The sequence below is a fragment of the Endozoicomonas sp. 8E genome (assembly GCF_032883915.1).
Classification (GTDB): domain Bacteria; phylum Pseudomonadota; class Gammaproteobacteria; order Pseudomonadales; family Endozoicomonadaceae; genus Endozoicomonas_A.
This window is the reverse complement of record NZ_CP120717.1, coordinates 4,996,614-5,023,351: the sequence shown is the minus strand read 5'-3', so window position 1 is coordinate 5,023,351 and position 26,738 is coordinate 4,996,614. Positions and strand designations below refer to the sequence as shown.

The window sequence follows — 26,738 nt, the reverse complement described above, 5'->3', positions numbered from 1 at the left end:
TCGTTGGACAGTTAATGGACATAAAAGTTCAGGGTTATCTATTTGACCTGTGAGGCCAGCACTTTTTGAAGAGCAGTGGCTTCATTGCTTCGCCAAAAATCAGTTTTACACCTGTACTCCCGTCCGGGGTCAAGGGATAGTGCTCTGATAAACCATTCCTTCCATTCTTGCTCACTTCTACCCAGCATTCTGAGACAATGCCCTTTTTGTGAATAAGCTCCCGCAATGAAGGGGTATTTTTCCAGTACCGAATCAACAATCTCAAGCGCCTTCACAAGGTGATCGTTTCCTGACTTCAGGTCGTCATTGGTTATGTGCTCACAAGCCAGAGTGAAATAATGGATTGAGGTAACCAGCAAAGTATTGGCATTTTCCGGATAGCGGCTGATCATTTCCAGAAATCCCGCTTTCCCGGCAGACATGCTCAACAGGGTTAATTGACATTCATCCGAATGATATAACTCACAGCAACGCCTGAGCAGTGTTTGAAATCTTTCATGTTTACCTGTCGTTTTCCAGAAGAATATCAGAGCAAGGTCAATGTCGTGATGGCCAGCGGGTTTGCAAAGGCTTTCCTCACTGTCATTGAGGGATTTACCACTCATGTTTAGCAGCAGTCTTTCAGTCAGTTCAGGTTTATGCATCGCCTGCCAGAGCAGCGCCAGAGTCAGGTCAATATCATGATGCCCACTGGACACAGACAGGATTTCTTCTCTGTCGTTGGAGTGCTTGCCAATCATGTTCAACAACAGTCTTTCACTCAGGTGATATTTGCCCTCAGCCTCCCAAAGTCGCGCCAGGGCAAGATCAAGGTTATGCTGCCAGCAGGGCTTGCACAGAATCTCTTCACTGGCATCGGGATGTTTGCCACACAGGCTCAGCAGCAGCTTTTCAGCTAATTTATATTTGCCTGTCAGCTCCCAATACCGAATCAGAGCCAGATCAGTTTCATGCTGCCAGCTGGGTTGGCACAGTTCTTCCTCACTGGCACCGGGGCGCTTACCACTCATGTTCAGCAGCAGCTTTTCAGTTCGTTTATATTTGCCTATCGTCTGCCAGAGTCGTGCCAGGGTCAGGTCAATGTCATGGTGTCCACAAGGCTCACAGAGCACCTTCTCACTGTTATTGGGATGCTTGCGACTCATTTCCAGCAGCAGTTTTTCAGCCAGTTCATATTTCTTCTTCGCGTCCCAGTGTCGCACCAGAGCTAAATTTACATTGTCGAGGTATTTTTGCAGTTTTGGTGCAGCTGAAGCATAAGGCTTTGGCTGCAGCCTTTGATCCAGCTCCTTTTTTAGGTTCAGTAGCAGCGTTTCTGCCAGAGTGTGTTTGCCCATAGACTGCCATAGCCGGGCATTAGTAATATCTGCGGGATAATAGTGAGAAGGTCTGCACAGGGTTTCCTCGTCGGCATTGCGCCTTTTTTTTCTCAGTTTCAAAAGTCGTGTTTCAGCGTCAAAGTGCTTTCCAAGCGCTTCTTCACAAAGGCTCAGGGTCAGATCGAGGTTATAAATGGTCGAAGCTCCAAAGCGGGTGAGTTCTCCCTCAAGCCTGAGTTCTTCCAGAAGAGAGCAGGCTTCCAATTGTTTTTCGCGGGTTTGTTCCTTTAGCGATCTTGCAAGCCCAACGGTTATATTCTGTTTATCGAACGGACTCAGTCTGTTCTTGTTTTCGTGTAATATGACCCGGAATGCTTTTTCTGCATCTGGGAAATTTTGATTGTTGAATGTTGCGAAAGCGCTATCGATCTTTTTTTTAACAGCTTCAGGGACGGGTTTTTTCTTCCCTGGCTGAAAAGTCCGTGGCGTAAAACTCGGGTTTGCAGTTGCCTGCCGGTCTGTAATATTTGAAGGGCTGTTGGAATGTTGACGAGCACCTGGAATAAACGTTCTGGCTTCCGGGTTTAAAGTATATCGACAACTTTTTTTCTCATCGGTATCTGAACCGGACGCACCACACTGTGACAGGTGTGATGTCATAGTGGTTGTGGTGCTTGAACTGGCCGTGGTGGTGGTTGCTAATCTGTAACTCATAGCCATTTAAACTCTCTGGAAAACGGTTACCCCATATGCCTGAATGTGGTACCTGCAGGCAGACGGGGTAGTCGTTGGACAGTTAATGGACATAAAAGTTCAGGGTTATCTATTTGACCTGTGAGTCCAGTACCTTTTGAAGAGCAGTGGTTTCATTGCTTCGCCAAAAATCAGTTTTACACCTATATGCCCGTCCGGGGTCAAGGGATAGTGCTCTGGTGAACCATTCCTTCCATTCTTGCTCACTTCTACCCAGCATTCTGAGACAATGCCCTTTTTGTGAATATGCTCCCGCAATGAAGGGGTATTTTTCCAGTACCGAATCGACAATCTCAAGCGCCTTCATAAGGTGATCGTTTCCTGACTTCGGGTCGTTATTGGCTATTTGCTCACAAGCCAGAGTGAAATAATGGATTGAGGTAACCAGCAAGGTATTGGCACTTTCCGGATAGCGGCTGATCATTTCCAGAAATCCCGCTTTCCCGGCAGACAAGCCCAACAGGGTTAATTGACATTCATCCGAATGATATAACGCACAGCAACGCCTGAGCAGTGTTTGAAATCTTTCATGTTTACCTGTCATTTTCCAGAAGATTATCAGAGCAAGGTCAATGTCATGATGGCCAGCGGGTTTGCAAAGGCTTTCCACACTGTCATTGAGGGATTTACCACTCATGTTTAGCAGCAGTCTTTCAGTCAGTTCAGGTTTATGCATCATCTGCCAGAGCAGCGCCAGAGTCAGGTCAATATCATGATGCCCACTGGACACAGACAGGATTTCTTCTCTGTCGTTGGGGTGCTTGCCAATCATGTTTAACAACAGTCTTTCACTCAGGTGATATTTGCCCTCAGCCTGCCAATGTCGTGCCAGGGCAAGATCAAGGTTATGCTGCCAGCAGGGCTTGCACAGAATCTCTTCACTGGCATCGGGATGTTTGCCACACAGGTTCAGCAGCAGCTTTTTAGCCAATTTATTTTTGCCTGTCAGCTCCCAATACCGCATCAGAGCCAGATCAGTGTCTTGCTGCCAGCTGGGTTTGCACAGTTCTTCCTCACTGGCACCGGCGCGCTTACCACTCATGTTCAGCAGCAGCTTTTCAACTCGTCTATATTTGCCTATCGTCTGCCATAGTCGTGCCAGGGTCAGATCAATGTCATGGTGTCCACAAGGCTCACACAGAACCTTCTCACTGTTATTAGGATGCTTGCGACTCATTTCCAGCAGCAGTTTTTCAGCCAGTTCATATTTCTTCTTCGCTTCCCAGATTCGCACCAGAGCTAAATTTACATTGTCGAGGTATTTTGGCAGTTTTGATGCAACTGAAGCATAGGGCTTTGGCTGCAGCCTTTGATCCAGCTCCTTTTTTAGGTTCAGTAGCAGCGTTTCTGCCAGAGTGTGTTTGCCCATAGACTCCCATAGCCGGGCATTCGTAATATCTGCGGAATAATAGCGAGAAGGTCTGCACAGGGTTTCCTCGTCGTCATTGCGCCTTTTTTTTCTCAGTTTCAACAGTCGTGTTTCAGCGTCAAAGTGCTTTCCAAGCGCTTCTTCACAAAGGCTCAGGGTCAGATCAAGGTTATAAATGGTCGAAGCTCCAAAGCAGGTGAGTTCTCCTTCAGACCTGAGTTCTTCCAGAAGAGAGCAGGCTTCCAATTGTTTTTCGCGGGTTTGTTCTTTTAGCGATCTTGCAAGCCCAACGGTTGTATTCTGTTTATCGAACGGGCTCAGTCTGTTCTTGTTTTCGTGTAATATGACCCGGAATGCTTTTTCTGCATCTGGGAAGTTTTGATTGTTGAGTGTTGCGAAAGCACTATCGATCTTTTTTTTAAGAGCTTCAGGGGAAGGTTCTTTCTTCCCTGGCTGAAAAGTCCGTGGCGTAAAACTCTGGTTTGCAGTTGCCTGCCGGTCTGTAATATTTGAAGGGCTGTTGGCATGTTGACGAGCACCTGGAATAAACGTTCTGGCTTCCGGGTTTAAAGTATATCGACAACTTTTTTTCTCATCGGTATCTGAACCGGACGCACCAAACTGTGACAGTTGTGATGTCGATGCAGTCGGGGTGCTCGAACTGGAAGCGGCAGTGGTAGTTGCAGGTAATCCGTAACTCATAGTCCTACGGTCTCTGGTAAATTTTAACCCTGTGTGTGACACGTCAGGCAGATGGGGTAACGGTTGGACAGTCGATGGATACAAAAGTTCATGGCTATCTATTTAAACTTTGAGACTGCGCAACTTCAGCAGAGCGGTGGCTTCATCGTTTCGCCACAAATCAGTTTTCTCTTTATAAAGCCGACCGGGGTCAAGGGATACTGCTTTTTCAAAACATTCCTTCCATTCTTGCTCACCTCTACCGAGCATCCTGAGACAATGTGCTTTTTGCGAATAAGCTCCTGCGTACAGAGGGTACTTTTTCAGTATTGATTCAGCAATCTCAAGGGCCTTTTCAAGGCTATCCTTTCCTGACTCCAGGGCGTCATTTGTTATCTGCTTACAAGCCAGGTTGAAATAGTGGATCGAGGTGACCAGCAAGGTATTCTCAGTTTCCGGATAGTTGCCAATCATTTCCATAAATCCTGCTTGCCCCGTGGAAAAACATAACAGCGTATATTCATATTCGTTCGAATGATATAAGTCACAGCAACGTCTGAGCAGCCTTCCAGCCCATTCATGTTTGCCCACCATCTCCCAGAGTCTTACCAGAGCCAGGTCAATGTCATGATGACCAAAGGGTATGCAAAGGCTTTCTTCACTGTCATTGGCGGACTTGCTACTCATGTTCAGTAGCAGTTTTTCAGCCAGCTCATATTTTTCCAGTTTTTCCCAGAGTCGCACCAGGGCCAGGTCAATGTCATTATGGCCACAGGCCCTGCATAGTTCTTGTTCACTGGCACAGAAGGACTTGCCACTCATGTTCAACAGCAGTTTTTCAGACCATCCATATTTGCCCATGACCTCCCAGTGTCGCACCAGAGTCATATCAATGACACTCTTCCAGCAAGGCTGAAACAGAATCTCTTCACTGGCACCGGGTTGCTTGCCACTCATGTTCAGCAGTAGTCTTTCAGCCCATTCATGTTTGCCCATTATCTGCCATAGTCGCGTCAGAGCCAGATCAATGTCATGATAACCAGAGGGCTTGCACAGGCTTTCATCAGTGTCATTGAGGGGCTTGCCACACACATTCAGCAGCAGTCTTTCAGCTCGTTCAGTTTTATTCATATCCTGCCAGATTCTCGCTCGAGCCAAGTCAATATCATGATGTCCACTGGGCTCACACAGGATTTCCTCACCGTCATCGGGGTGCTTGTGAATCATGTTCAACAGCAGTCTTTCACCCAGGCTATATTTGCCCTTAACCGCCCAATGTAGCACCAGTGTCAGGTCAATTTTACGCTGCCAGCAGGGCTTGCAGAGAATCTCTTCACTGGCATCGGGATGTTTGCCACTCATGTTAAGCAGCAGCTTTTCAGCCAGTTTATTTTTGCCTGTCAGCTCCCAATGTCTCACCAGAGTCAGATCAATGTCATGCTTACGGCAGGGTTTGCACAGTTCTTCCTCGCTGGCACCAAGGCGCTTACCACTCACGTTCAGCAGCAGCTTTTCAGCACGTCTGTGTTTGCCTGTCATCTGCCAGAGTCGTACGAGGGTCAGGTCAATGTCACGATGCCCACAGGGCTTACACAGAGCCTCCTCACTGTCATTGGGATGCTTGCGACTCATGTCCAGCAGCAGTTTTTCAGCCGATTCATGTTTATTCATCACTTCCCAGAGTCGCACCAGAGCTATATTTACACTGTCGAGGTATTTCTGCAGCTTTGGTGCAATTAGAGCATAGGGTTCTGACTGTAGCCTTTCGATCAGATCTGCTTTTATGTTCAGTAGGAGCCTTTCAGCCTGAGTGTTTTTGCCCATAGACTGCCACAGTCGGGCACTAGTAATATCTACGGAATAATAGCGAGAAGATCTACACAGGGTTTCCTCGTCGGCACTGCGCCTTTTTTTTCTCAGTTTCAAAAGTCGTGTTTCAGCGTCAAAGTGCTTTCCAAGCGCTTCTTCACAAAGGCTCAGGGTCAGATCAAGGTTATAAATGGTCGAGGCTCCAAAGCGGGTGAGTTCTCCTTCAGACCTGAGTTCTTCCAGAAGAGAGCAGGCTTCCAATTGTTTTTCGCGGGTTTGTTCCTTTAGCGATTTTGCAAGCCCAATGGTTGTATTCTGTTTATCGAACGGACTCAGTCTGTTCTTGTTTTCGTGTAATATGACCCGGAATGCTTTTTCTGCATCTGGGAAATTTTCATTGTTGAGTGTTGCGAAAGCGCTATCGATCTCTTTTTTAATAGCTTCAGGGGCGGGATTTTTCTTCCCTGGCTGAAAAGTCCGTGGCGTAAAACTCTGGTTTGCAGTTGCCTGCCGGTCTTTAATATTTGAAGGGCTGTTGGCATGTTGACGAGCACCTGGAATAAACGTTCTGGCTTCCGGGTTTAAGGTATATCGACAACTTTTTTTCTCATCGGTATCTGAACCGGAGGCACCAAACTGAGACAGTTGTGATGTCGATGCAGTCGGGGTGCTCGAACTGGAAGCGGCAGTGGTCGTTGTCGGTAATCCGTAACTCATAGCCCTACGGTCTCTGGTGAATTTTTACCCCAGCTACCTGAGGGTGATACGTCAGGCAGCTGGGGTAACGGTTGGACTGTCGATGGACATAAAAGTTCAAGGCTATCTATTTAAAGTTTGAGACTGCGTAACTTCAGCAGAGCGGTGGCTTCGTTGTTTCGCCATAAATCAGTTTTCTCTTTATAAAGCCGACCGGGGTCAAGGGATGCTGCTTTTTCAAACCATTCCCTCCATTCTTGCTCACTTCTACCCAGCATTCTGAGACAATGCGCTTTTTGCGAATAAGCTCCCGCGTACAGAGGGTACTTTTCCAGTATTGATTCAGCAATCTCAAGTGCCTTTTCAAGGCTATCATTTCCTGACTCCGGGTCGTCATTGGTTATCTGCTTACAAGCCAGGTTGAAATAGTGGATTGAGGAGACCAGCAAGGTATTGGCAGTTTCTGGATGGTTGCCAATCATTTCCATAAATTCTGCCTGCCCCGCGGAAAAACATAACAGCGTATATCCACATTCGTGCGAATGATATAAGTCACAGCAACGCCTGAGCAGCTTTCCAGCCCATTCATGTTTGCCCATCATCTCCCAGAGTCGGACCAGAGCCAGGTCAATGTCATGATGACCAAAGGGTATGCAAAGGTTTTCTTCACTGTCATTGGGGCACTTGCCACCCATGTTCAGTAGCAGTTTTTCAGCCAGCTCATGTTTTTCCAGCTTTTCCCAGAGTCGCACCAGAGCCAGGTCAATGTCATTATGGCCACAGGGCTTGCATAGTTCTTGTTCACTGGCACAGGAGGACTTGCCACTCATGTTCAACAGCAGTTTTTCAGACCATTTGTATCTGCCCATGACCTCCCAGTGTCGCACCAGAGTCAGATCAATGTCATTTTTCCAGCAAGGCTGAAACAGAATCTCTTCACTGGCACCGGGTTGCTTGCCACTCATGATCAGCAGTAGTCTTTCAGCCCGTTCATGTTTGCCCATTATCTGCCATAGTCGCGTCAGAGCCAGATCAATGTCATGATAACCAGAGGGCTTGCACAGGCTTTCCTCGGTGTCATTGAGGGTCTTGGCACTAATATTCAGCAACAGTCTTTCAGCTCGTTCAGTTTTATCCATATCCTGCCAGATTCTCGCCCGAGCCAAGTCAATATCATGATGTCCACTGGGCTCACACAGGATGTCCTCACTGTCATCGGGGTGCTTGAGAAGCATGTTCAACAGCAGTCTTTCAGCCAGGCTATATTTGCCCTTAACCGCCCAATGCAGCACCAGTGTCAGGTCAATTTTACGCTGCCAGCAGGGCTTGCAGAGAATCTCTTCACTGGCATCGGGATGTTTGCCACTCATGTTAAGCAGCAGCTTTTCAGCCAATTTATTTTTGCCTGTCAGCTCCCAATGTCGCACCAGAGTCAGATCAATCTCATGCTTACGGCAGGGTTTGCACAGTTCTTCCTCGCTGGCACCGGGGCGCTTACCACTCATGTTCAGCAGCAGCTTTTCAGCACGGTTATTTTTGCCTGTCATCTGCCAGAGTCTTACGAGGGTCAGGTCTATGTCACGATACCCACAGGGCTTGCACAGAGCCTCCTCACTGCCATTGGGATGCTTGCGACTCATGTTCAGCAGCAGTTTTTCAGCCGATTCATGTTTATTCATCACTTCCCAGAGTCGGACCAGCGCCATATTTACGCTGTCGAGGTATTTCTGCAGCTTTGGTGCAATTGCAGCAGAGGGTTCTGAGTGCAGCCTTTCGATCAGATCTGCTTTGACGTTCAGCAGGAGCCTTTCAGCCTGAGTGTTTTTGCCCATAGACTGCCACAATCGGGCATTATTAATATCTGCGGGATAATAGCGAGAAGGCTTGTACAGGGTCTTTTCATCGGCATTGTGACTTACTCTTCTCAGTTTCAAAAGTCGTGTTTCAGCCTCAAGTTGCTTTCCAAGCGCCTCTTCGCAAAGACTCAGGGTCAGGTCAAGGTTACAAATGGTCGAAGCCCCAAACCAGCTGAGTTTACCTTCCAACCTGAGTTCTTCCAGAAGAGAGCAGGCTTCTATCTGTTTTTCGCGGGTTTGCTCTTTTAGTGATCTTGCAAGCCCTACGGTTGTGTTCTGCTTTTCGAACGCAGTCAGTTCGCCCCAATTGTCGGTTAAGATGACCCGGAATGCTTTTTCTGCACCTATGAAATTTTGATTATTAAGTATTGCGAAAGCACTATCGATCTCTTTTGCAATCTGTTGTGAAGAGGCGTTCCTGGCAGCTGGTTGAAATGGTCGGGAAGTAGACCTCCGGTTTGCAGTTGCTTGTCGGTTTGAAGTATTTGCAGCTCTGTTCGAACGTTCGTGAGCACCTTGATGATGCCGGGCACTTGGAACAAACGTTCGAGCTCTCCTACCAGGGGTAAATGTAGTCTCTGTTGTCGCACTGGTATCTGAACCTGACGCACGATTTTGTTTTGGTTGTGATGTTGTAGTGGTCGAGGTGCCCGAATTTGTGGGGGCACTGGTTGTTGATAATCCGTAATTCATAGCCATTTAAACTCTCTGGAAAACAGTACGACTGCCTGAATGTGGCAGATTAAGGCAGATGGGATAATGGTTGGACAGTCAATGGACATAAAAGTTCATGGTTATCCATTTAACCTTTCAGGTCTCGTAACTTCTGGAGAGCAGTGGCTTCGATGTTTCGCCAAAGTTGAGCTTTACCTCTATATATCCGGCTGGGGTCATGGGATCGCGCTTTCTCAAACCAGTTCCTCCATTCTTGCTCGCTTTTACCCAGCATTCTGAGGCAATGTGCTTTTTGCGAATAAGCTCCCGCACTGGGAGGGTACTTTTCCAGTATCGATTCAACAATCTCAAGCGCCTTTTTAAGGCTATCGCTTCCTGACCCCGGGTTATCATTTGTTATCTGTTGACACGCCAGGTTGAAATAATGGATTGAGGTAACCAGCAGGGTATTGGCACTTTCAGGATACTTGTTGATGATTTCCATAAATTCTGCCCGTCCGGCAGATAAGTTCAAGAGCAGATATTCACACTCTTTCGAATGATATAAATCACGGCAATGCCTGAGCAGTTTTTCAGCCCATTCATTTTTGCCTATCCTTTCCCAGAGGCATACCAGAGCCAGGTCAATGTCATGATGACCAAAGGGCTTGCAAAGGCTTTCCTCACTGTCATTGAGGAACTTGCCAGTCACGTTCAGTAGCAGCCTTTCAGTCTCTACAGGTTTATTCGTCTTCTGCCAGAGTCGCGCCAGAGTCAGGTCAATACCATGATGCCCACAGGGCGCACACAGGATCTCTTCGCTGTCATCGGGGTGCTTGCCAATCATGTTCAACAGTAGTTTTTCACTCAGGTGATAGGTACCCATGATCTCCCAATGTCGCACCAGAGTGAGATCAATGGCATGCTGCCAGCAGGGCTTGCACAGAATCTCTTCACTGGCAGCGGGATGCTTGCCACTCATGTTTAGCAGCAACTTTTCAGCCAATTTATATTTGCCCGTCAGCTCCCAATGTCGCACCAGAGCCAGGTCAGTGTCACAATTCCCGCAGGGCTTGCAAAGGGTCTCCTCGTTGGCATCAGGGTGCTTGCCACTCATGTTCAGCAGCAGTTTTTCAACTGGTTGATGTTTGCCCATCATCTGCCAGAGTTGCACCATAGTCAGATCGATGTCATGATGCCCACAGGGCTCAGAGAGGAACTGCTCATTGTCATTGGGGTCCTTGCCACTGAGGTTCATCAGCAGTTTTTCAGCCATCTTATATTTGTCCATCAATTCCCAGAGTCGCACCAGAGCCAGATCGATGATTCGATGTTCACTGGGGCTGCACAGAATCTCCTCACTGTCATTGAGACGCTTGCGACTCATGTTCAGCAGCAGTTTTTCTGCCAGCTCTTGTTTGTTCATCACTTCCCAGAGTCGCACCAGAGCCAGGTCAATGTCACGATGGTCAATGGGGTTGCACAGAATCTCCTCACTGTCATCGGGACGCTTGCGACTCATGTGCAGCAGCAGTCTCTCAGCCCGTTGACATCTACCCTTCGTTTGCCAGATTCGTGCCAGAGCCAGGTCAATGTCGTTGTGGCCGGTGGAGCTGCACAGAGTTTCCTCACTGTCATCGGGATGCTTTTGACTCATGTTCAGCAGCAGTTTCTCAGCCCGTAGATATTTACCCTTCACTTGCCAGATTCGCACCAGAGCCAGGTCAATGCCGTTGTGGCTGGTGGAGCTGCACAGGGTCTCCTCACTGTCATCGGGATGCTTGCGACTCATGTTCAGCAGCAGTCTTTCAGCCCGTTCATATTTGCCCTTTGTTTGCCAGACTCGCACCAGAGCCAGGTCAATGTCTTTATGATCAGAGTGCTTGCAGAGCCTGTCTTCACTGTCATCGGGGTGCTTGCCAACCATCTCCAGCAGCAGTTCTTCAGCCATTTGATGTTTGTCCATCAACTGCCAGATTCGCCCCAGAGCCAAATTGACGGTATCGAGGTATTTACGCAGTTTTGATGTAGCAGGAGAATAGGGTTCTGACTGCAGGTTTTTAATCAGTTCTGCTTTTATGTTCAGTAACAGTGTTTCAGCCAGAGTGTATTTGCCCATAGACTGCCACAGTCGGGCATTATTAATATCTGCGGCACAATAGCGAGAAGGTTCGCACAGGGTTCTCTCATCGGCATCGCGCCTTTTTTTTCTCAGTCTCAACAGTCGAGTTTCGGCATCAAAGTGTCTTCCAAGTGCCTCTTCACAAAGGCTCAGGGTCAGATCAAGGTTATAAATGGTCGAAGCCCCGAACCTGTTGAGTGTTCCATCTAACCTGAGTTCTTCCAGAATAGAGCAGGCTTCCACCTGTTTTTCGCAGGTTTGCTCTTTTAGCGATCTTGCAAGCCCTATGGTTACATTCTGCTTGTCGAACGTATTCGGTATGCCATGATTGCCGTGTAATATGGCCCGGAATGCTTTTTCTGCATCTATGAAATTTTGATTGTTGAGCATTGCGAAAGCGCTATTGATCGCTTTTTTAAGAGCGTCAGGAGGGTAGGTCCTCGCCTCTGGGTGAAACGTCCGGGGAGTGGGGCTCTGGCATGCAGTTGCTGACCGGTCTGGAATATTTGAGGGTCTGTTCGAATGTTCATGACGACCATGAACAAGTTGCGGACGCGGAATAAACGCTGGAGCTTTCGGATTTAAGGTAAATCTGTGCCCTTTTGACGCATTGGTATCTGAACCTGATGCACGATGCTGTGATGGTTGCGATGTTGTAGTGTTTGTGATGCTTGAACTGGCCGCGGCAGTAGTTGTTGACGGCAAACCGTAACTCATAGCCATGTAACCTCCATGCAGGGAAAACTGTGCCATTGGACAGTCAACGGATATAAAAGTTCATGCTTATGTCTGAGTCATTATCTTTTGAAGAGCCGCATATTCGTTGCTTCGCCAGGCATCCGATTTACCCCTCTGTTTTCGGCTGGAGTCAAGGACATGGGCTTTTTGGAACCATTTTTGCCATTTTTGATCATCGGCGCCCATCATCCTGAGACAGTGCGCTTTTTGTGAATAAGCGCCCGCAGTCGGGGGGTACCTCTCAAGTGTTAATTCCACATGCTCAAGCGCCTTAATGAGGTTTTCTTCTCCTGACTTCGGACTGCCTTCTGATATCTGCTCACACGCCAGTGCAAAATAATGGATTGAGATAACCAACAACTTATTGGCACTTTCCGGATACCTGTTAATCGCCTCCATAAAGCTTGTTTTCCCGGTAGATAAGGACAAATATGATAATTCACATTCATCCGAATGGTATAAGTCACAGCAACGCTCAATCAGTCTTTTAGCCTGTTTATCTTTGTCGATTATCTCCCAGAGGCGTACCAGAGCCAGATCAACATCATGATTCCCGCAAGGCATGCACAGACTGTCCTCACTGTGGTTGAGGTGCTTGTTGCTCATGTTCAGCAGCAGCCCTTCAGTTAGATGATATTTGTTCTTTATTTCCCAATGCAGCGCCAGTGCCAGGTCAATGTCATTGTTTCCACAGGGCCTGCAAAGTTCTTCCATAGCGGCATCGGGGCGCTTGCCACTCATTTTCAGTAGCAGTTTTTCAGCTTGTCTATGTTTCTTCAACTTCTGCCAGAGTCGAACCAGTGTCAGGTCAATGTCATGTTGCCCACAGGGCTGACACAAGGTCTCCTCATTCTCATCGGGGTGTTTGACACTCATGTTTAACAGCAGTCTTTCGGTCCTTTGATATTGGCCCATCTCCTGCCAGAGTCGTACAAGAGCCAGATCAATCTCATGTTTTCCAGAGGGCGTGCACAGGATCTCCTCAGTGTCATCGGGGTGCTTGACAATCATGTTGAGCAGCAGTTTTTCACTCAGTTGATGTCTGCCTGTCACCTGCCAGAGAAGCGCCAGAGCCAGATTGAATTCGGGGTGCTCAGAGGGTGTACAGAGGGTCTCGATACTGTCTTTGGAGTCTTTGCCACTCATGTTGAGCAGCAGTTTTTCAGCCCATTCATATTTGCCCATCACTTGCCAGTGTCGCACCAGGTCTATGTCATGATGCCCAGAGGGCTTGCACAGGGTTTCGATACTTTCATCGAGGTGCTTGCCACCCATGCTCAGCAGCAGTTCTTCAGCCCGATCATATTGGCACATCTCCTGCCAGTATCGCGCCAGAGCTATATTTACGCAATCGAGGTAATTATGCAGTTTTTCTGCTACGGCAGTGTGTGGGTTCGATTGCAGCTTATTAATCAGCCCTGCTTTCATGCCCAACAGCAGTTTTTCAGCCAGCTGATATTTTCTCATATACTGCCATAGTCGTGCATTAGCGATATCAGCGTCAAAATAGCCAGAGTGCTGGCAAAGTGTCTCCTCGTTTGCATCGGGCTTTTTGTTTCTGAGCCTTAAAAGTCGTGCTTCCGCATCAAGGAACCATCCAAGTGCCTGTTCGCAGAGGCTCATGGTCAGATCAAGGTGACGAATGGTTGAAGCTCCAGACTCGGTGAAGGTTCCATTCACCCTGAGTTCTTCCAGACGAGTAAGGGCTTCTTTCTTCTTTTCCGAGGTTTGTTCTTTCAGCGATCGTGCAAGCCCTATAACTGTTCTCTGGTGATCGAATTCATTCAGTATGTTGTGGTCATCTTGCAAGATGGCCTGGAATGCTGCTTCTGCCTTTATGTAATCTTGTTTTTTTAGTACGTCGAAAGCGCTATCAATCCTTTTAGCCGTTTCAGGACGGGATTTACTCGCTCTTTGGTGAAACGTCACGGGAGACGGATTCTGGTATGCCTTTGCTCGCCGGTCCAGGATATTTGAGGCTGCGCCCGGATGTTCCTGAACAGGTTGACCAGGTTGCACCCGTGGAATAAACGCTGGCGCTTTCGGGTTTAATTTAAACGGAGGCTTTGTTGCTTCAGTGTTGGCATTTGAACCTGAGGCATAATATTGCAGCGGTTGAGATGTCGCAACGGTTGCGGTGCACGAACGGGTCGCGGAACGGGTTATTGTTGGTAATCCGTAATTCATAGCCTCATTAATTCCCTGAAACTTACACTTTTTGACAGGCAGTGGACGTAATAAAGTAGAGGGTTGCCTATCTAACCTGTGAAACCTCGAACTATCTCAAGAGCAATGTATTCGTTCCTCCGCCAAAAATCAGCTTTCCCCTTTTGGGTTCGGCTGGAGTCAAGGGTTTGCGCTCTATCAAAACATTCTGTCCATTGTTGCCTGCTTCGCCCCAGCATCCTGAGACAATGGGCTTTTTGTGAATAAGCTCCCGCAATCGGTGGGTACTTTTGCAACGCTGATTCAACCTGCTCAAGCGCCTTTTCAAGGTTATCCTTTGCAGACTCCGGACCGTCTTTTTTTATCTGCTCACAAGCCAGGGTGAAATAATGGATCGAGGTAGCCACCAGAGTATTGGCACTTTCCGGACAGCGGCTGATCATTTCCAGAAATCCCGCTTTCCCGGTAGATAAGCACAACAGGGTTAATTGACATTCATTCGAATGATATAACTCACAGCAACGCCTGATCAGTCCTTCAGCCTGTTCATATTTGCCCATAGCGTCCCATAGTCTTACCAAAGTCATGTCAATCTGTTGATTCCCGGAAGGTTTGCACAGGTTGCCTTCATCGGTATTGAGGTGCTTGCCACTCATGTTCAGCAGCAGCCTTTCAGACAGTTCAAATTTGTTCATTTCCTGCCAGAGTCGCGCCCGAGTCAGGTCAATGTCATGATGCCCAAATGGTTTGCAAAGCTCTTCCAGAGTAGCTTCGGGGGGCTTACCAATCATGTTCAGCATCAGCTTTTCAGACCATTCATGTTGGCCCATCATTTCCAGGAGTCTCACCCGAGCCAGGTCAATTTCCATGTTCCCACAGGAGCTGCACAGGCTGTCTGGACTGGCATTGGGATGCTTGCCAGACATGTTCAGCAGCAGCTTTTCAGCCAGTTTATATTTGCCCGTCAGCTCCCAATGTCGTGCCAGAGTCAAATCAATTTCACGATTTCCAGAGAGCTTGCACAGTTCTTCCTCGCTGTCACTGGGGCGCTTTCCGCTCATTTTCAGCAGTAGCTTTTCAGCTCGTATATATTTGTATTTCCTCTGCCAGCGCAGTGCCAGACCAAGATCAATGTCATGATGCCCACAGGGTTCACACAGGACCTCCTCATTGTCGTTGGGTCTCTTGCCACTTATGTTCAGCAGCAGCTTTTCAGCCGACTCAAGTTTGTCCATTTCTTCCCAGGTTCGCACCAGCGCTATGTCAATGGCAGGATCGCCAGAGGAGCTACAGAGAATCTCCTCACTGTCATCGGGATGCTTGCGACTGATGTTCAGCAGCAGCCTCTCAGCCCGCTCATGCTTGCCCAACGCCCGCCAGATAAACGTCAGAGCCAGATCAACGTCTTTGTGATCAGATTGCCTGCAGAGCACGTCCTCATGGTCATCAGGGCGCTTGCCAATGATTCCGAGCGTCAGGATTTCAGCCTCTTGATGTTTGTCCATTAACTGCCAGAGTCGCCCCAGGGCTATATTGACGGTACCGAGGTATTTACGCGGTTTTGATGTAGCAGGAGAATAGGGTTTTGACTGCAGGTTTTTAATCAGTTCTTTTTTTATGTTCAGGAACAGTGTTTCAGCCAGAGTGTATTTGCCCATAGACTGCCACAGTCGGGCATTATTAATATCTGCGGCATAATAGTAAGAAGGTTTGCACAGGGTTCTCTCATCGGCATCGAGCCTTTTTTTTCTCAGTCTCAACAGTCGGGTTTCGGCATCAAAATGTCTTCCAAGCGCCTCTTCACAAAGGCTCAGGGTCAGATCAAGGTTATAAATGGTCGAAGCCCCGAACCTGTTGAGTGTTCCATCTAACCTGAGTTCTTCCAGAATAGAGCAGGCTTCCAACTGTTTTTCGCAGGTTTGCTCTTTTAGCGATCTTGCAAGCCCTACGGTTACGTTCTGCTTGTCGAACGGATTCGGTATGCCATGCTTGTTGTGTAAGATGACCCGGAATGCTTCTTCTGCCGCTATGAAATTTTGATTGTTGAGCATTGCGAAAGCGCTATTGATCGCTTTTTTAAGCGCTTCAGGAGAGTAGGTCTTCGCCTCCGGGTGAAACGTCCGGGGAGTAGGGCTCTGGCATGCAGTTAGTGGCCGGTCTTGAATATTTGAGGGTCTGTTCGAATGTTGATGACCACCATGAGGAAGTTGCGAACGTGGAATAAACGTTTCAGCTTTCGGATTTAGGGTAAATTTACGCCCTTTTGATGCACCAGTATCTGAACCTGATGCACAATATTGAGACAATTGCGATGTCGTAGTGCTTGAACTCGCTGGAGCGTTGGTTGTAGGTGTTGGCCCGTAACTCATGATGATGTAGATTCCCTGAAAATCTATGCTGTTGGACAGTTATCAGCCATAAAGGTTCAAGGATGTTTTTTTTATTCTTTGAGATTTGATGACTTCTGAAGGGCAGCGGCTTCCCTGCTTCGCCAAAAATGAGTTTTAGCCCTGTATGCCCGGCTGGTGTCGAAGGCTTCCGCTCTGTCAAACCATTCCCTCCATTCTTGCTCATCTTTTCCCAGCATTCTGAGACAGTGCGCTTTTTGCGAAAAAGCTCCCGCCGCCGGAGGGTATTTCTTTAGTGCCGATTCCACAAATTCCAGAGCCTTATGAAGGTTATCTTGTCCTGACTCTGGACCTATATCGATTATCTGCTCGCAAGCCAGGTTGAAATAATGGATCGAGGTAGCCAGTAAGGTATTGACAGTTTCCGGACTGTGGCTAATCTTTTCCAGAAATCCTTCTTGCCCGGCAGAGTGGCTTAGTAGCGCGTTTTCAAATTCATTCGAATGATATAACTTACAGCCTCGCTGAAGCAGTCTTTCAGCCTGTTCGTGTTTGCCTATCCTTTGCCAAAAGCGTGCCAGAGTCAGATCAACGTTATGATTGCCAGAGGGTTTGCACAGGTTGTCTTCAGTGTCATTGAAGTGCTTGCTGCTCATGTTCAGTAGCAGGATTTCAGTCCATTCAGGTTTATCCATCATCTCCCAGAGCATCGCCAGAGCCAGATCAAAATCATGATTCCCACAAGGTTTGCAAAGGATCTCCTCACTGTCGTCGGGGTCCTTGCCACTCATGTTAAGCAGCAGTCTTTCAGAGAGGTGGTATTTGCCCGTGACCTCCCAGTGTCGCATCAGTGTCAGATCAATTTCCTGCTGCCAGCAGGGTTTGCACAGAATCTCTTCACTGGCACCGGGATGCTTGCCACTCATGTTCAGCAGCAGTCTTAGAGTAAGGTCGTGTCTGCCCTCCATCTGCCAGAATCGAGCCCGAGTCAGGTCAAGGTCACAATGGCCGGAGGGCATGCACATTTCTTCCTCACTGGCACCGGGGCGCGAACCGCTCATGTTCAGCAGAAGTTTTGAAGACTGTTTATATTTGCCCATTATCTGCCACAGCCGCACCAGGGCCAGGTCAATGCTAGCCTTCCCAAAGGGCTCACACAGAACTTCCACACTGTCATTGGGGTGCTTGCCGATCATGAACAGCAGCAGTTTTTCAGCCAGCTCATGTTTATCCGTCACTTCCCAGAGCCGCACCAGAGCCAGGTCAATGTCATGATGCCTGGAAGGGCTGCAGAGACTGTCCTCACTGTCATCGGGACGCTTGTTACTCATGTTCAGCAGCAGTCTTTCAGCCCGTTCATATTTGCCCATTAACCGCCAGAGTACTGACAGAGCCAGGTTAATGTCTTCATGCCTGGTGGGCTTGCAGAGAATGTCCTCAGCGTCATCGGGGTGCTTGCCACTCATGTCCAGCAAGAGGTCTTCAGCCAGTTGATGTTTTTCCATCAGCTGCCAGAGTCGCACCAGGGCCATATTGACGTTACCGAAGTATTTACGCAGTTTTTGTGCCGCGCAAGTGTGCGGTTGTGACTGCAGCTTTTCAATCAGCTCCTCTTTTGTTTTCAGCAGGAGTGTTTCAGCCAGCCAGTGTTTGCCCATAGACTGCAACAGTCGGGCATGAGTAATATCTGCGGCATAAAAGCCAGAAGGCTTGCACAGGGTCTTCTCATCGGCATCGGTTCTTTTCCGTCTGAGTTTTATAAGTCGCTTTTCAGCCGCAAAGTACCACCCAAGTGCCTCTTCACAGAGGCTCAGGTTCAGATCAAGGTGATGAATGATCGAAGCGCCAAACTTATTGCATCTTCCATCCAACCTGAGCGCTTCCAGAAGAGAGCAGGCTTCTAACTGTTTTTCGTTGGTCTGTTCTTTCAGCGCTCTTGCGAGTCCCATGATTGTGTTATGTTTGTTGAACGGACTCAGTTTGCCCTGGTATTCCTGTAAAATGACTCGAAACGCTTCTTCTGCCTCTACGAAATTTTGATTTTTCAGTATTGCGTAAGCACTATTGATCTCTTTTTTAATCGCTGCAGGAGAGGGGGTCTTTGCCTCTGGATGAGGCGTCCGGGGAGTAGACCTTTGGTAAGCTGATGCCTGCTGGCCTGAAATATTTGAGGATTTGTTCGAAGGTTGATGAACACCCTGTGGAAGTTGAGCAGGTTGAGTAAGAGGTTTATTTTTCCGACTTGAGGTAGATGGACGCTTTCTTGCCGCATCGGCATAGGAACCTGACGCACAATACCGTGACGGTTGCGATGTCGCAGCAGGCTGGCAGGCGGAGACCTGCCGACCTGAAATATTTGAGGGACTGTTCGAACGTTGATGAACACCCTGTGGAAGTTGAGTCGGTGGATTGAGAGATTTAGTTTCCCGATTTGAGGTAGATAGACGCTTTTTTACCGCATCGGCGTAGGAACCTGACGCACAATATGGAGACGATTGCGATGTCTTGGTGCTCGAACTTGCTGGAGCGCTGGTTGTAGGTGTTGGCCCGTAACTCATAATGATATAGATTCCCTGAAAATCTATGCTGTTGGACAGTCATCAGTCATAAAGGTTCAAGGATGTTTTTTTATTCTTTGAGATTCGATAACTTCTGAAGGGCAGCGGCTTCCCGGTTTCGCCAAAAATGAGTTTTAGCCTTGTATGCCCGGCCGGGGTCAAAGGCATCCGCTTTGTCAAACCATTCTCTCCATTGTTGCTCACTTCTCCCCAGCATTCTGAGACAGTGCGCTTTCTGCGAGAGAACTCCCGCACTCGGAGGGTATTTCTGCAGTGCTGATTCCACAAATTCCAGAGCTTTATGAAGGTTATCCTGTCCTGACTCCGGGGTATCCTGAATGATCTGCTGACAAGCCAGGTTGAAATAATGGATCGAGTTAGCCAGCAACGTATTGGCACTGTCCGGATAGTGTTTAATCACTTCCATGAATCCTTCTTGCCCGGCAGATATGATTAACAGTGCGAGTTCAAATTCTTTCGAATGATATAATTCACAGCAACGCTTAAGCAGTCTTTCAGCCCGCTTAAATTTGCCCGAAATCCGCCAGCAGCGTGCCAGAGTCAGATCAATGTCATGATTGCCAGAGGGCCTGCACAGGCTGTCTTCATCGTCACCGGGGTGCTTACTGCTCATGTTTAGTAGCAGTCTTTCAACCCGTTCAGGTTTATCCATCATCTGCCAGAGTATCGCCTGAGGCAGGTCAATATCATCATGCCCACAGGGCTCACACAGGATCGCCTCACTGTCATCAGGGTCTTTACCTCTCATGTTCAGCAGTAGTTGTTCACACAGATGATATTTGCCCATGATCTCCCAGTGTCGCACCAGTGTAATATCAATGTCCCGCCGCCCGCAGGGTTTGCACAGACTCTCTTCACTGGCACCGGGACGCTTGCCACTCATGTTCAGTAACAGCCTTTCAGTCAGATAAGGTTTGCCCACTACCCCCCAGAGTCGCGCCAGGGTCAGGTCAACGATACGATTTCCAGAGGGCCTGCACAGTTCTTCCTCAGTGGCACCGGGGCGCTTACCGCTCATGTTCAGCAATAGTTTTGCTGAGTGTTTATGTTTGCCCATTGTCTGCCAGAGTCGCACCAGAGCCAGGTAGATGTCATCATGGACAGCGGGGCTGCAGAGAAATTCCTCACTGTCGCAGGGACTTTTGCCGATGATGTTCAACAGCAGCCTTTCAGCCAGGTTATGTTTGCCCATAATTATCCATAGTCTTGCCAGGGCCAGGTCAATGCCATGATTCCCAAAGGGTCTGCAGAGAATGTCCTCACTGTCCTCAGGATGCTTGCTGCTCATTTTCAGCAGCAGTCTTTCGGCCTGTATATGTTTATCCATCGCCTGCCAGAGACGCACCAGAGCCAGGTTAGTGTTTCCATCCTCAGTGGGCGTGCAGAGAATGTCCTCATCGTCATCGGGGTGCTTGCCACTCATGTCCAGCAGCAGATCTTCAGCCAGCTGATATTTCTTCATCAACTGCCACAATCGCATCAGACTCACATTGACGTCATCGAGGTATTTACGGCGTTTTTTTGCAGCAGAAGTGTATGGTCGCCACTGCGGCTCTTTAATCAGCTCCTCTTTTATTTTCAGTAGGAGTGTCTCAGCCAGAGCGTGCTTGCCCATTAACTGCCATAGTCTGGCATTAGTAATATCTACAGTGTAAAAGCCAGAAGGTTGGCACAGCGTTTTCTCATCGGCATCGGTTCTTTTCTGTCTGAGTCTCAAGAGTCGAGTTTCGGCGGCAAAGTGCCGTCCAAGTGCCTCTTCACAGAGGCTAAGGTACAGATCAAGGTTATGAATAACCGAAGCACCAAACTCATTGCATTTTCCATCCAGCCTGAGTGCTTCCAGAAGAGAGCAGGCTTCTAACTGTTTTTCGTTGGTCTGTTCTTTCAGCGCTCTTGCAAGCCCCATGATGGTGTTCTGTTTCTTGAACAGACTCAGTCTGTCCTGGTATTTCTGTAAGACGACTCGAAATGCTTCTTCTGCATCTGTGAAATTTTGATTTTTCAGTTTTTCGAAAGCACTACTGATCTCTTTTTTAATAGCTTCAGGAGGGGAGGGCTTTGCCTCTGGATGAAGCGTCCGGGGAGTAGGCCTTTGGTAAGCTGATGCCTGCTGGCTTGAAATATTTGAGGAATTGTTCGCATGTTGATGAACACCCTTTGGCAGTTGAGCCTGTGGAGCAAGAGCTTTAGCTTCCCGATTTGGGGCAGATGGAGGCTTTTTTGCCGCATTGGCATAGGAACCTGACGCACAATACTGAGACGATTGCGGTGTCGAAGCAGACTCTTGAGAAGCCTTTGCCTGCCGTACTGAAATATCTTGGGGCCTGTTCGAATGTTGATGATCACCATGAGGACGTTGCGAACGTGGAATAAACGTTTCAGCGTTCGGATTTAAGGTAAATCTACGCCCTTTCGATGCACTGGTCGAACGTTGATGAACAGCTTGTGGAAGTTGAGCCGGTTGAGGCAGAGGTTTAGTTTCCTGACTTGAGCCAGGTGGACGCTTTCTTGCTGCATCGGCATAGGAACCTGACGCACAACCTTGAGACGATTGCGATGTCCTGGTGCTCGAACTGGCTGGAGCGCTGGTTGTAGGTGTTGGCCCATAACTCATAGTGACGTAGATTCCCTGAAAATCTGTGCTGTTGGACAGTCATCAGGCATAAAGGTTCAAGGATGTTTTTTTATTCTTTGAGATTCGATAACTTCTGAAGGGCAGCGGCTTCCCTGTTTCGCCAAAAATGGGTTTTAGCCTTGTATGTTCGGCTGGCGTCAAGGGCATCCGCACTGTCAAAGCATTCTTTCCATAGTTGCTTGCTTTTCCCCAGCATTCTGAGACAGTGCGCTTTCTGTGAAAAAGCTCCCGCACTCGGAGGGTATTTCTTCAGTGCTGATTCTACAAATTCCAGAGCCTTATGAAGGTTATCTTGTCCTGACTCCGGGCCATCCTGAATGATCTGCTCACAAGCGAGGTTGAAATAATGGATCGAGTTAGCCAGCAAGGTATTGGCACTTTCCTGATAGCGGCTAATCACTTCCATGAATCCTTGTTGCCCGGCAGATATGATTAACAGTGCGAGTTCAAATTCGTTCGAATGATATAATTCACAGCAACGCTTAAGCAGTCTTTCAGCCCGCTCAAATTTGCCCGCAATCCGCCAGCAGCGTGCCAGGGTCAGATCAACGTCATGATTGCCAGAGGGCCTGCACAGGCTGTCTTCATTGTCACCGGGTTGTTTACTACTTATGTTTAGTAGCAGTCTTTCAGTCCGTTCAGGCTTATCCATCATCTGCCAGAGTATCGCCTGAGTCAGGTCAATATCATCATGTCCACAGGGCTCACACAGGATCGCCTCAGTGTCATCAGGGTCTTTGCCTCTTATGTTCAGCAGTAGTTGTTCACACAGATGATATTTGCCCGTGACCTGCCAGTGTCGCACCAGTGTCAGATCAATGTCCTGCTGCCAGGAGGGTTTGCACAGAATCTCTTCACTGGCACCGGGATGCTTGCCACTCATGTTCAGTAACAGCCTTTCAGTCAGATAAGGTTTGTCCATTACCTCCCAGTGTCGCGCCAGAGCCAGATCAACGAGATGATTTCCACAGGGCCGGCACAGTTCTTCCTCAGTGGCACCGGGGCGCTTACCGCTCATGTCCAGCAATAGTTTTCCTGATTGTTTATGTTTGCCCGTTGTCTGCCAGAGTCGCACCAGAGTCAGGTAGATGTCACGCTGGTTAGCGAGGCTGAAGAGAATTTCCTCACTGTCATCGGGGCTTTTGCCAATGATGTTTAACAGCAGCCTTTCAGCCAGCTTATGTTTGCCCATAATTATCCATAGTCTTGTCAGAGCCAGGTCAATGTTATGATCCCCAGAAGGCCTGCAGAGAATGTCCTCACTGTCCTCAGGATGCTTGTCGGTCATTTTCAGCAGCAGTCTTTCGGCCTGTTTATGTTTATCCATCGCCTGCCAGAGACGCACCAGAGCCAGGTTAATGTTTTCATCCTCAGTGGGCTTGCAGAGAATGTTCTCATCGTCATTGGGGTGCTTGCCAGTCATGTCAAGCATCAGGTCTTCAGCCAGCTGATATTTCTTCATCGACTGCCACAATCGCACCAGACTCACATTGACGTCATTAAGGTATTTACGCCATTTTTTTGCGGCAGAAATGTATGGTCGCAACTGCAGCTTTTTAATCAGCTCCTCTTTTATTTTCTGTAGGAGTGTCTCAGCCATTGCGTGCTTGCCTGTAGACAGCCACAGTCGGGCATTAGTAATATCTGCAGTATAAAAGTCAGAAGGTTTGCATAGCGTTTTCTCATCGGCATCGGTTCTTTTCTGTCTGAGTCTCAAGAGTCGTGTTTCAGCGGCAGCGTGCCATCCAAGTGTCACTTCACAGAGACTCAGGTTCAGATCAAGGTTATGAATGATCGAAGCGCCAAACTTATTGCATCTTCCATCCAACCTGAGCGCTTCCAGAAGAGAGCAGGCTTCCAACTGTTTTTCGTAGGTTTGTTCTTTTAGCGATCTTGCAAGTCCAATGGTTGTTTCTTGTTTGTTGAACGGACTCAGTTTGCCCTGGTATTCCTGTAAGATGACTCGAAACGCTTTTTCTGCATCTGAGAAATGTTGCTTTTTCAGTATTGCGAAAGCACTATCGATCTCTTTTTTAATTGCTTCAGGAGAGGGGGGCTTTGCCTCTGGATGATACGTCCGGGGAGTAGACCTTTGGTAAGCTGATGCCTGCTGGCCTGAAATATTTGAGGATTTGTTCGAATGTTGATGAACACCCTGTGGAAGTTGAGCCGGTTGAGTAAGAGATTTAGTTTCCTGACTTGAGGTAGATGGACGCTTTCTTGCCGCATCGGCATAGGAACCTGACGCACAATACCTTGACGGTTGCGATGTCTTAGCAGGCTGGCAGGCAGATGCCTGCCGACCTGAAATATCTGAGGGACTGGTCGAATGTTGATGAACACCCTGTGGCAGTTGAGTTGGTGGATTGAGAGGTTTAGCTTGCCGATTTAAGGTAGATGGACGTTTCTTTGCCGCATCGGCATAGGAACCTGACGCACAATATGGAGACGATTGCGATGTCGTAGTGCTGGAACTGGCTGGAGCGCTGCTTGTAGATGTTGGCCCGTAACTCATAATGATGGAGATTCCCTGAAAATCTATGCTGTTGGACAGTCATCAGGCATAAAGGTTCAAGGATGTTTTTTTATTCTTTGAGATTCGATAACTTCTGAAGGGCAGCGGCTTCCCTGTTTCGCCAAAAATGAGTTTTAGCCCTGTATGCCCGGCTGGCGTCAAGGGCATCCGCTCTATTAAACCATTTTCTCCATTGTTGCACATTTTTCCCCAGCATTCTGAGACAGTGCGCTTTTTGAGAAAAAGCTCCAGCAGTCGGTGGGTATTTTTTCAGTGTCGATTCCACAAATTCCAGAGCTTTATGAAGGTTCTCTTGTCCTGACTTTGGACCGGTATCGATTATCTGCTCACAAGCCAGCCTGAAATAATGGATTGAGGTAACCAGCAAGGTGTCGGCACTTTCCGGATAGCGGCTAATCATTTCCATAAATCCATCTTGCCCGGCGGATAAGCTTAACAGCGCACTTGCAAATTCATTCGAATGATATAAATCACTGCAACGCTTAAGCAGTCTTTCAGCCCTCTCAAGTTTGCCCATAAGCTGCCAGCAGAATGCAAGGGACAGATCAGTGTCATGATGTCCAGAGGGCTTGCACAGGCTGTCTTCATCGTCACCGGGGGCCTTCTTACTCATGTTCAGTAGCAGTCTTTCAGTCCGTTCATGTTTTTCCGTCGCCTGCCAGAGTCTTGCCAGGGGGAGATCAATCTCATGATTCCCAAAGGGCGTGCACAGGGTCTCCTCATTGTCATCGAGGCGCTTGCCACACATGCTTAGCAGCAGTCTTTCAGCCAGCTTCTGTTTACCCAACGTTTCCCATAGTCTTACCAGAGCCAGGTCAATTTCATCGTCCCCAATGGGCTTGCAAAGGCTGTCTTCATCGTCAGTGGGGTGCTTGCCACTCATGTCCAGTAGCAGCGTTTCAGCCTGATCAGATTTACCCATCGTCTGCCAAAGTCGCGCCAGAGCCAGGTCAACTAGATGATGCCCACAAGGCTTACAAATCATCTCCTCACTGTCATCGGGGTCCTTCTCACTCATGTTCAGCACCAGCCTTTCAGAGAGGTTATATTTCCCCATCTCCTGCCAGAGTAGAGCCAGAGCCAGGTTGATGTCATCACGGCAACTGGGTTTGCAGAGGATGTCCTCACTGTCATCGGGCTGCTTGCTGCTCAGCTCCAGCAGCAAGCCTTCAGCCAGTTGATATTTCTCCATCAACTGCCACAATCGCGCCAGAGATATATTTACCCTATCGAGGTGTTTACGCAGTTTTCCTGCTGAAGGAGCGTCAGGTTTCGATTCCAGCTCTGCAATCAGTACTTCTTTGATTTTCACCAGGAGTGTTTCAGACTGCGTGTTTTTGCCCATACACTGCCACAGGCGGGCGTTAGCAATATCTACGGCATAAAAGCCAGAAGGTGTGCATTGGGCCTTCTCATTGTCATCGATCCTTTTCTGTCTCAGTCTCAAAAGTCGTCTTTCAGCGGCAAAGTACCATCCAAGCGCCTGTTCACAGAGGCTCAGGGTCAGGTCAAGGTTGTGAATGACCGAAGCCCCAAACTTATTGAGTCTTCCATCTAACCTGAGTTCTTCCAGGAGAGAGCGGGCTTTTAACTTTTTTTCGTAGGTTTGTTCTTTTAGTGATTTTGCAAGCCCTATAGTTGCGTTCTCTTTGTTGAACAAACTCAGTTTGCCCTGGTATTTCTGTAAGATGACCTGGAATGCTTTTTCTGCATCTATGAAATTTTGATTATTTAGTATTGCGAAAGCGCTATTGATCTCTTTTTTAATAGCTTCAGGAGAGGGGGACTTTGCCTCTGGATGAAACGTCCGGGGAGTAGACCTTTGGTAAGCTGATGCCTGCTGGCCTGAAATATTTGAGGATTTGTTCGAATGTCGACGATCATCCCTTGGCAGTTGAGCCTGTGGAGCAAGAGGTTTAGCTTCACGATTTGAGGTAGATAGAGGTTTTTTGGCCGCATTGGCATAGGAACCTGACGCACAATACTGAGACGATTGCCGTGTCGAAGCAGACTCTTGATGAGCCGATATCTGTCGGCCAGAAATATCTGAGGGCCAGTTCGAATGTTGATGAACCCCCTGTGGAATTTGAGCCGGTTGAGTCAGAGATTTAGTTTCCTGACTTGAGGCAGATGGACGCTTTCTTGCCGCATCGGCATAGGAGCCTGACGCACAATACCGTGACGGTTGTGACGTCGTAGCAGGCTGACAGGCAGATGCCTGCCGACCTGAAATATTTGCGGGACTGGTCGAACGTTGATGAACAACTGTTGGAAGTTGAGTCGGTTGAGTAAGAGATTTAATTTCCCGATTTGAGGTAGATAGACGTTTTTTTATCGCATCGGCATAGGAACCTGACGCACAACATTGAGACGATTGCGATGTCCTGGTGCCCGAACTCACTGGATTGGTGGTTGTAGGTGTTGGCCCGTAACTCATAATGATGTGGATTCCCTGCAAATCTGTGCTTTTGGACAGT

General features: G+C 48.2%; 11 protein-coding genes. All 11 read right to left on the bottom strand.

What is annotated here, in order from left to right; genetic code table 11:
- Window positions 1-38 precede the first annotated feature (38 nt).
- The 11 genes from P6910_RS16950 to P6910_RS16900 all read right to left on the bottom strand — a co-directional run bounded on the left by P6910_RS16950 (window position 39) and on the right by P6910_RS16900 (window position 26,698).
- Complete coding sequence (locus P6910_RS16950) at window positions 39-2,033, bottom strand: hypothetical protein (RefSeq protein ID WP_317142454.1); 1,995 nt, start codon at window positions 2,031-2,033, stop codon at window positions 39-41.
- Window positions 2,034-2,142: 109 nt separating this feature from the next.
- On the bottom strand, window positions 2,143-4,143 hold the full coding sequence (locus tag P6910_RS16945) for a hypothetical protein (RefSeq protein ID WP_317142453.1): 2,001 nt from the start codon (window positions 4,141-4,143) through the stop codon (window positions 2,143-2,145).
- Window positions 4,144-4,245: 102 nt separating this feature from the next.
- Window positions 4,246-6,648 (bottom strand): hypothetical protein, encoded by a 2,403-nt coding sequence (locus P6910_RS16940; RefSeq protein ID WP_317142452.1) that lies wholly within the window; start codon window positions 6,646-6,648, stop codon window positions 4,246-4,248.
- A gap of 110 nt (window positions 6,649-6,758) precedes the next feature.
- Window positions 6,759-9,176, bottom strand: coding sequence for a hypothetical protein (locus P6910_RS16935; protein ID WP_317142451.1), 2,418 nt, complete (start codon window positions 9,174-9,176; stop codon window positions 6,759-6,761).
- 109 nt (window positions 9,177-9,285) lie between these two features.
- Window positions 9,286-11,976 carry a hypothetical protein gene (locus P6910_RS16930; RefSeq protein WP_317142450.1) on the bottom strand — a complete coding sequence of 897 codons (2,691 nt, stop codon included), beginning with the start codon at window positions 11,974-11,976 and terminating at the stop codon, window positions 9,286-9,288.
- Between the two features lie 66 nt (window positions 11,977-12,042).
- Complete coding sequence (locus tag P6910_RS16925; RefSeq protein WP_317142449.1) at window positions 12,043-14,184, bottom strand: hypothetical protein; 2,142 nt, start codon at window positions 14,182-14,184, stop codon at window positions 12,043-12,045.
- Between the two features lie 71 nt (window positions 14,185-14,255).
- On the bottom strand, window positions 14,256-16,532 hold the full coding sequence (locus P6910_RS16920; protein ID WP_317142448.1) for a hypothetical protein: 2,277 nt from the start codon (window positions 16,530-16,532) through the stop codon (window positions 14,256-14,258).
- Window positions 16,533-16,603: 71 nt separating this feature from the next.
- Complete coding sequence (locus P6910_RS16915) at window positions 16,604-19,069, bottom strand: hypothetical protein (RefSeq protein ID WP_317142447.1); 2,466 nt, start codon at window positions 19,067-19,069, stop codon at window positions 16,604-16,606.
- Between the two features lie 70 nt (window positions 19,070-19,139).
- Window positions 19,140-21,704: a hypothetical protein gene (locus P6910_RS16910; RefSeq protein ID WP_317142446.1), complete on the bottom strand. Its 2,565-nt coding sequence runs from the start codon at window positions 21,702-21,704 to the stop codon at window positions 19,140-19,142.
- A 70-nt stretch (window positions 21,705-21,774) separates the two neighbouring features.
- A complete protein-coding gene (locus P6910_RS16905) occupies window positions 21,775-24,240 on the bottom strand; it encodes a hypothetical protein (RefSeq protein WP_317142445.1) in 2,466 nt (821 codons plus the stop codon).
- 70 nt (window positions 24,241-24,310) lie between these two features.
- Complete coding sequence (locus P6910_RS16900) at window positions 24,311-26,698, bottom strand: hypothetical protein (protein ID WP_317142444.1); 2,388 nt, start codon at window positions 26,696-26,698, stop codon at window positions 24,311-24,313.
- Window positions 26,699-26,738: the final 40 nt, after the last annotated feature.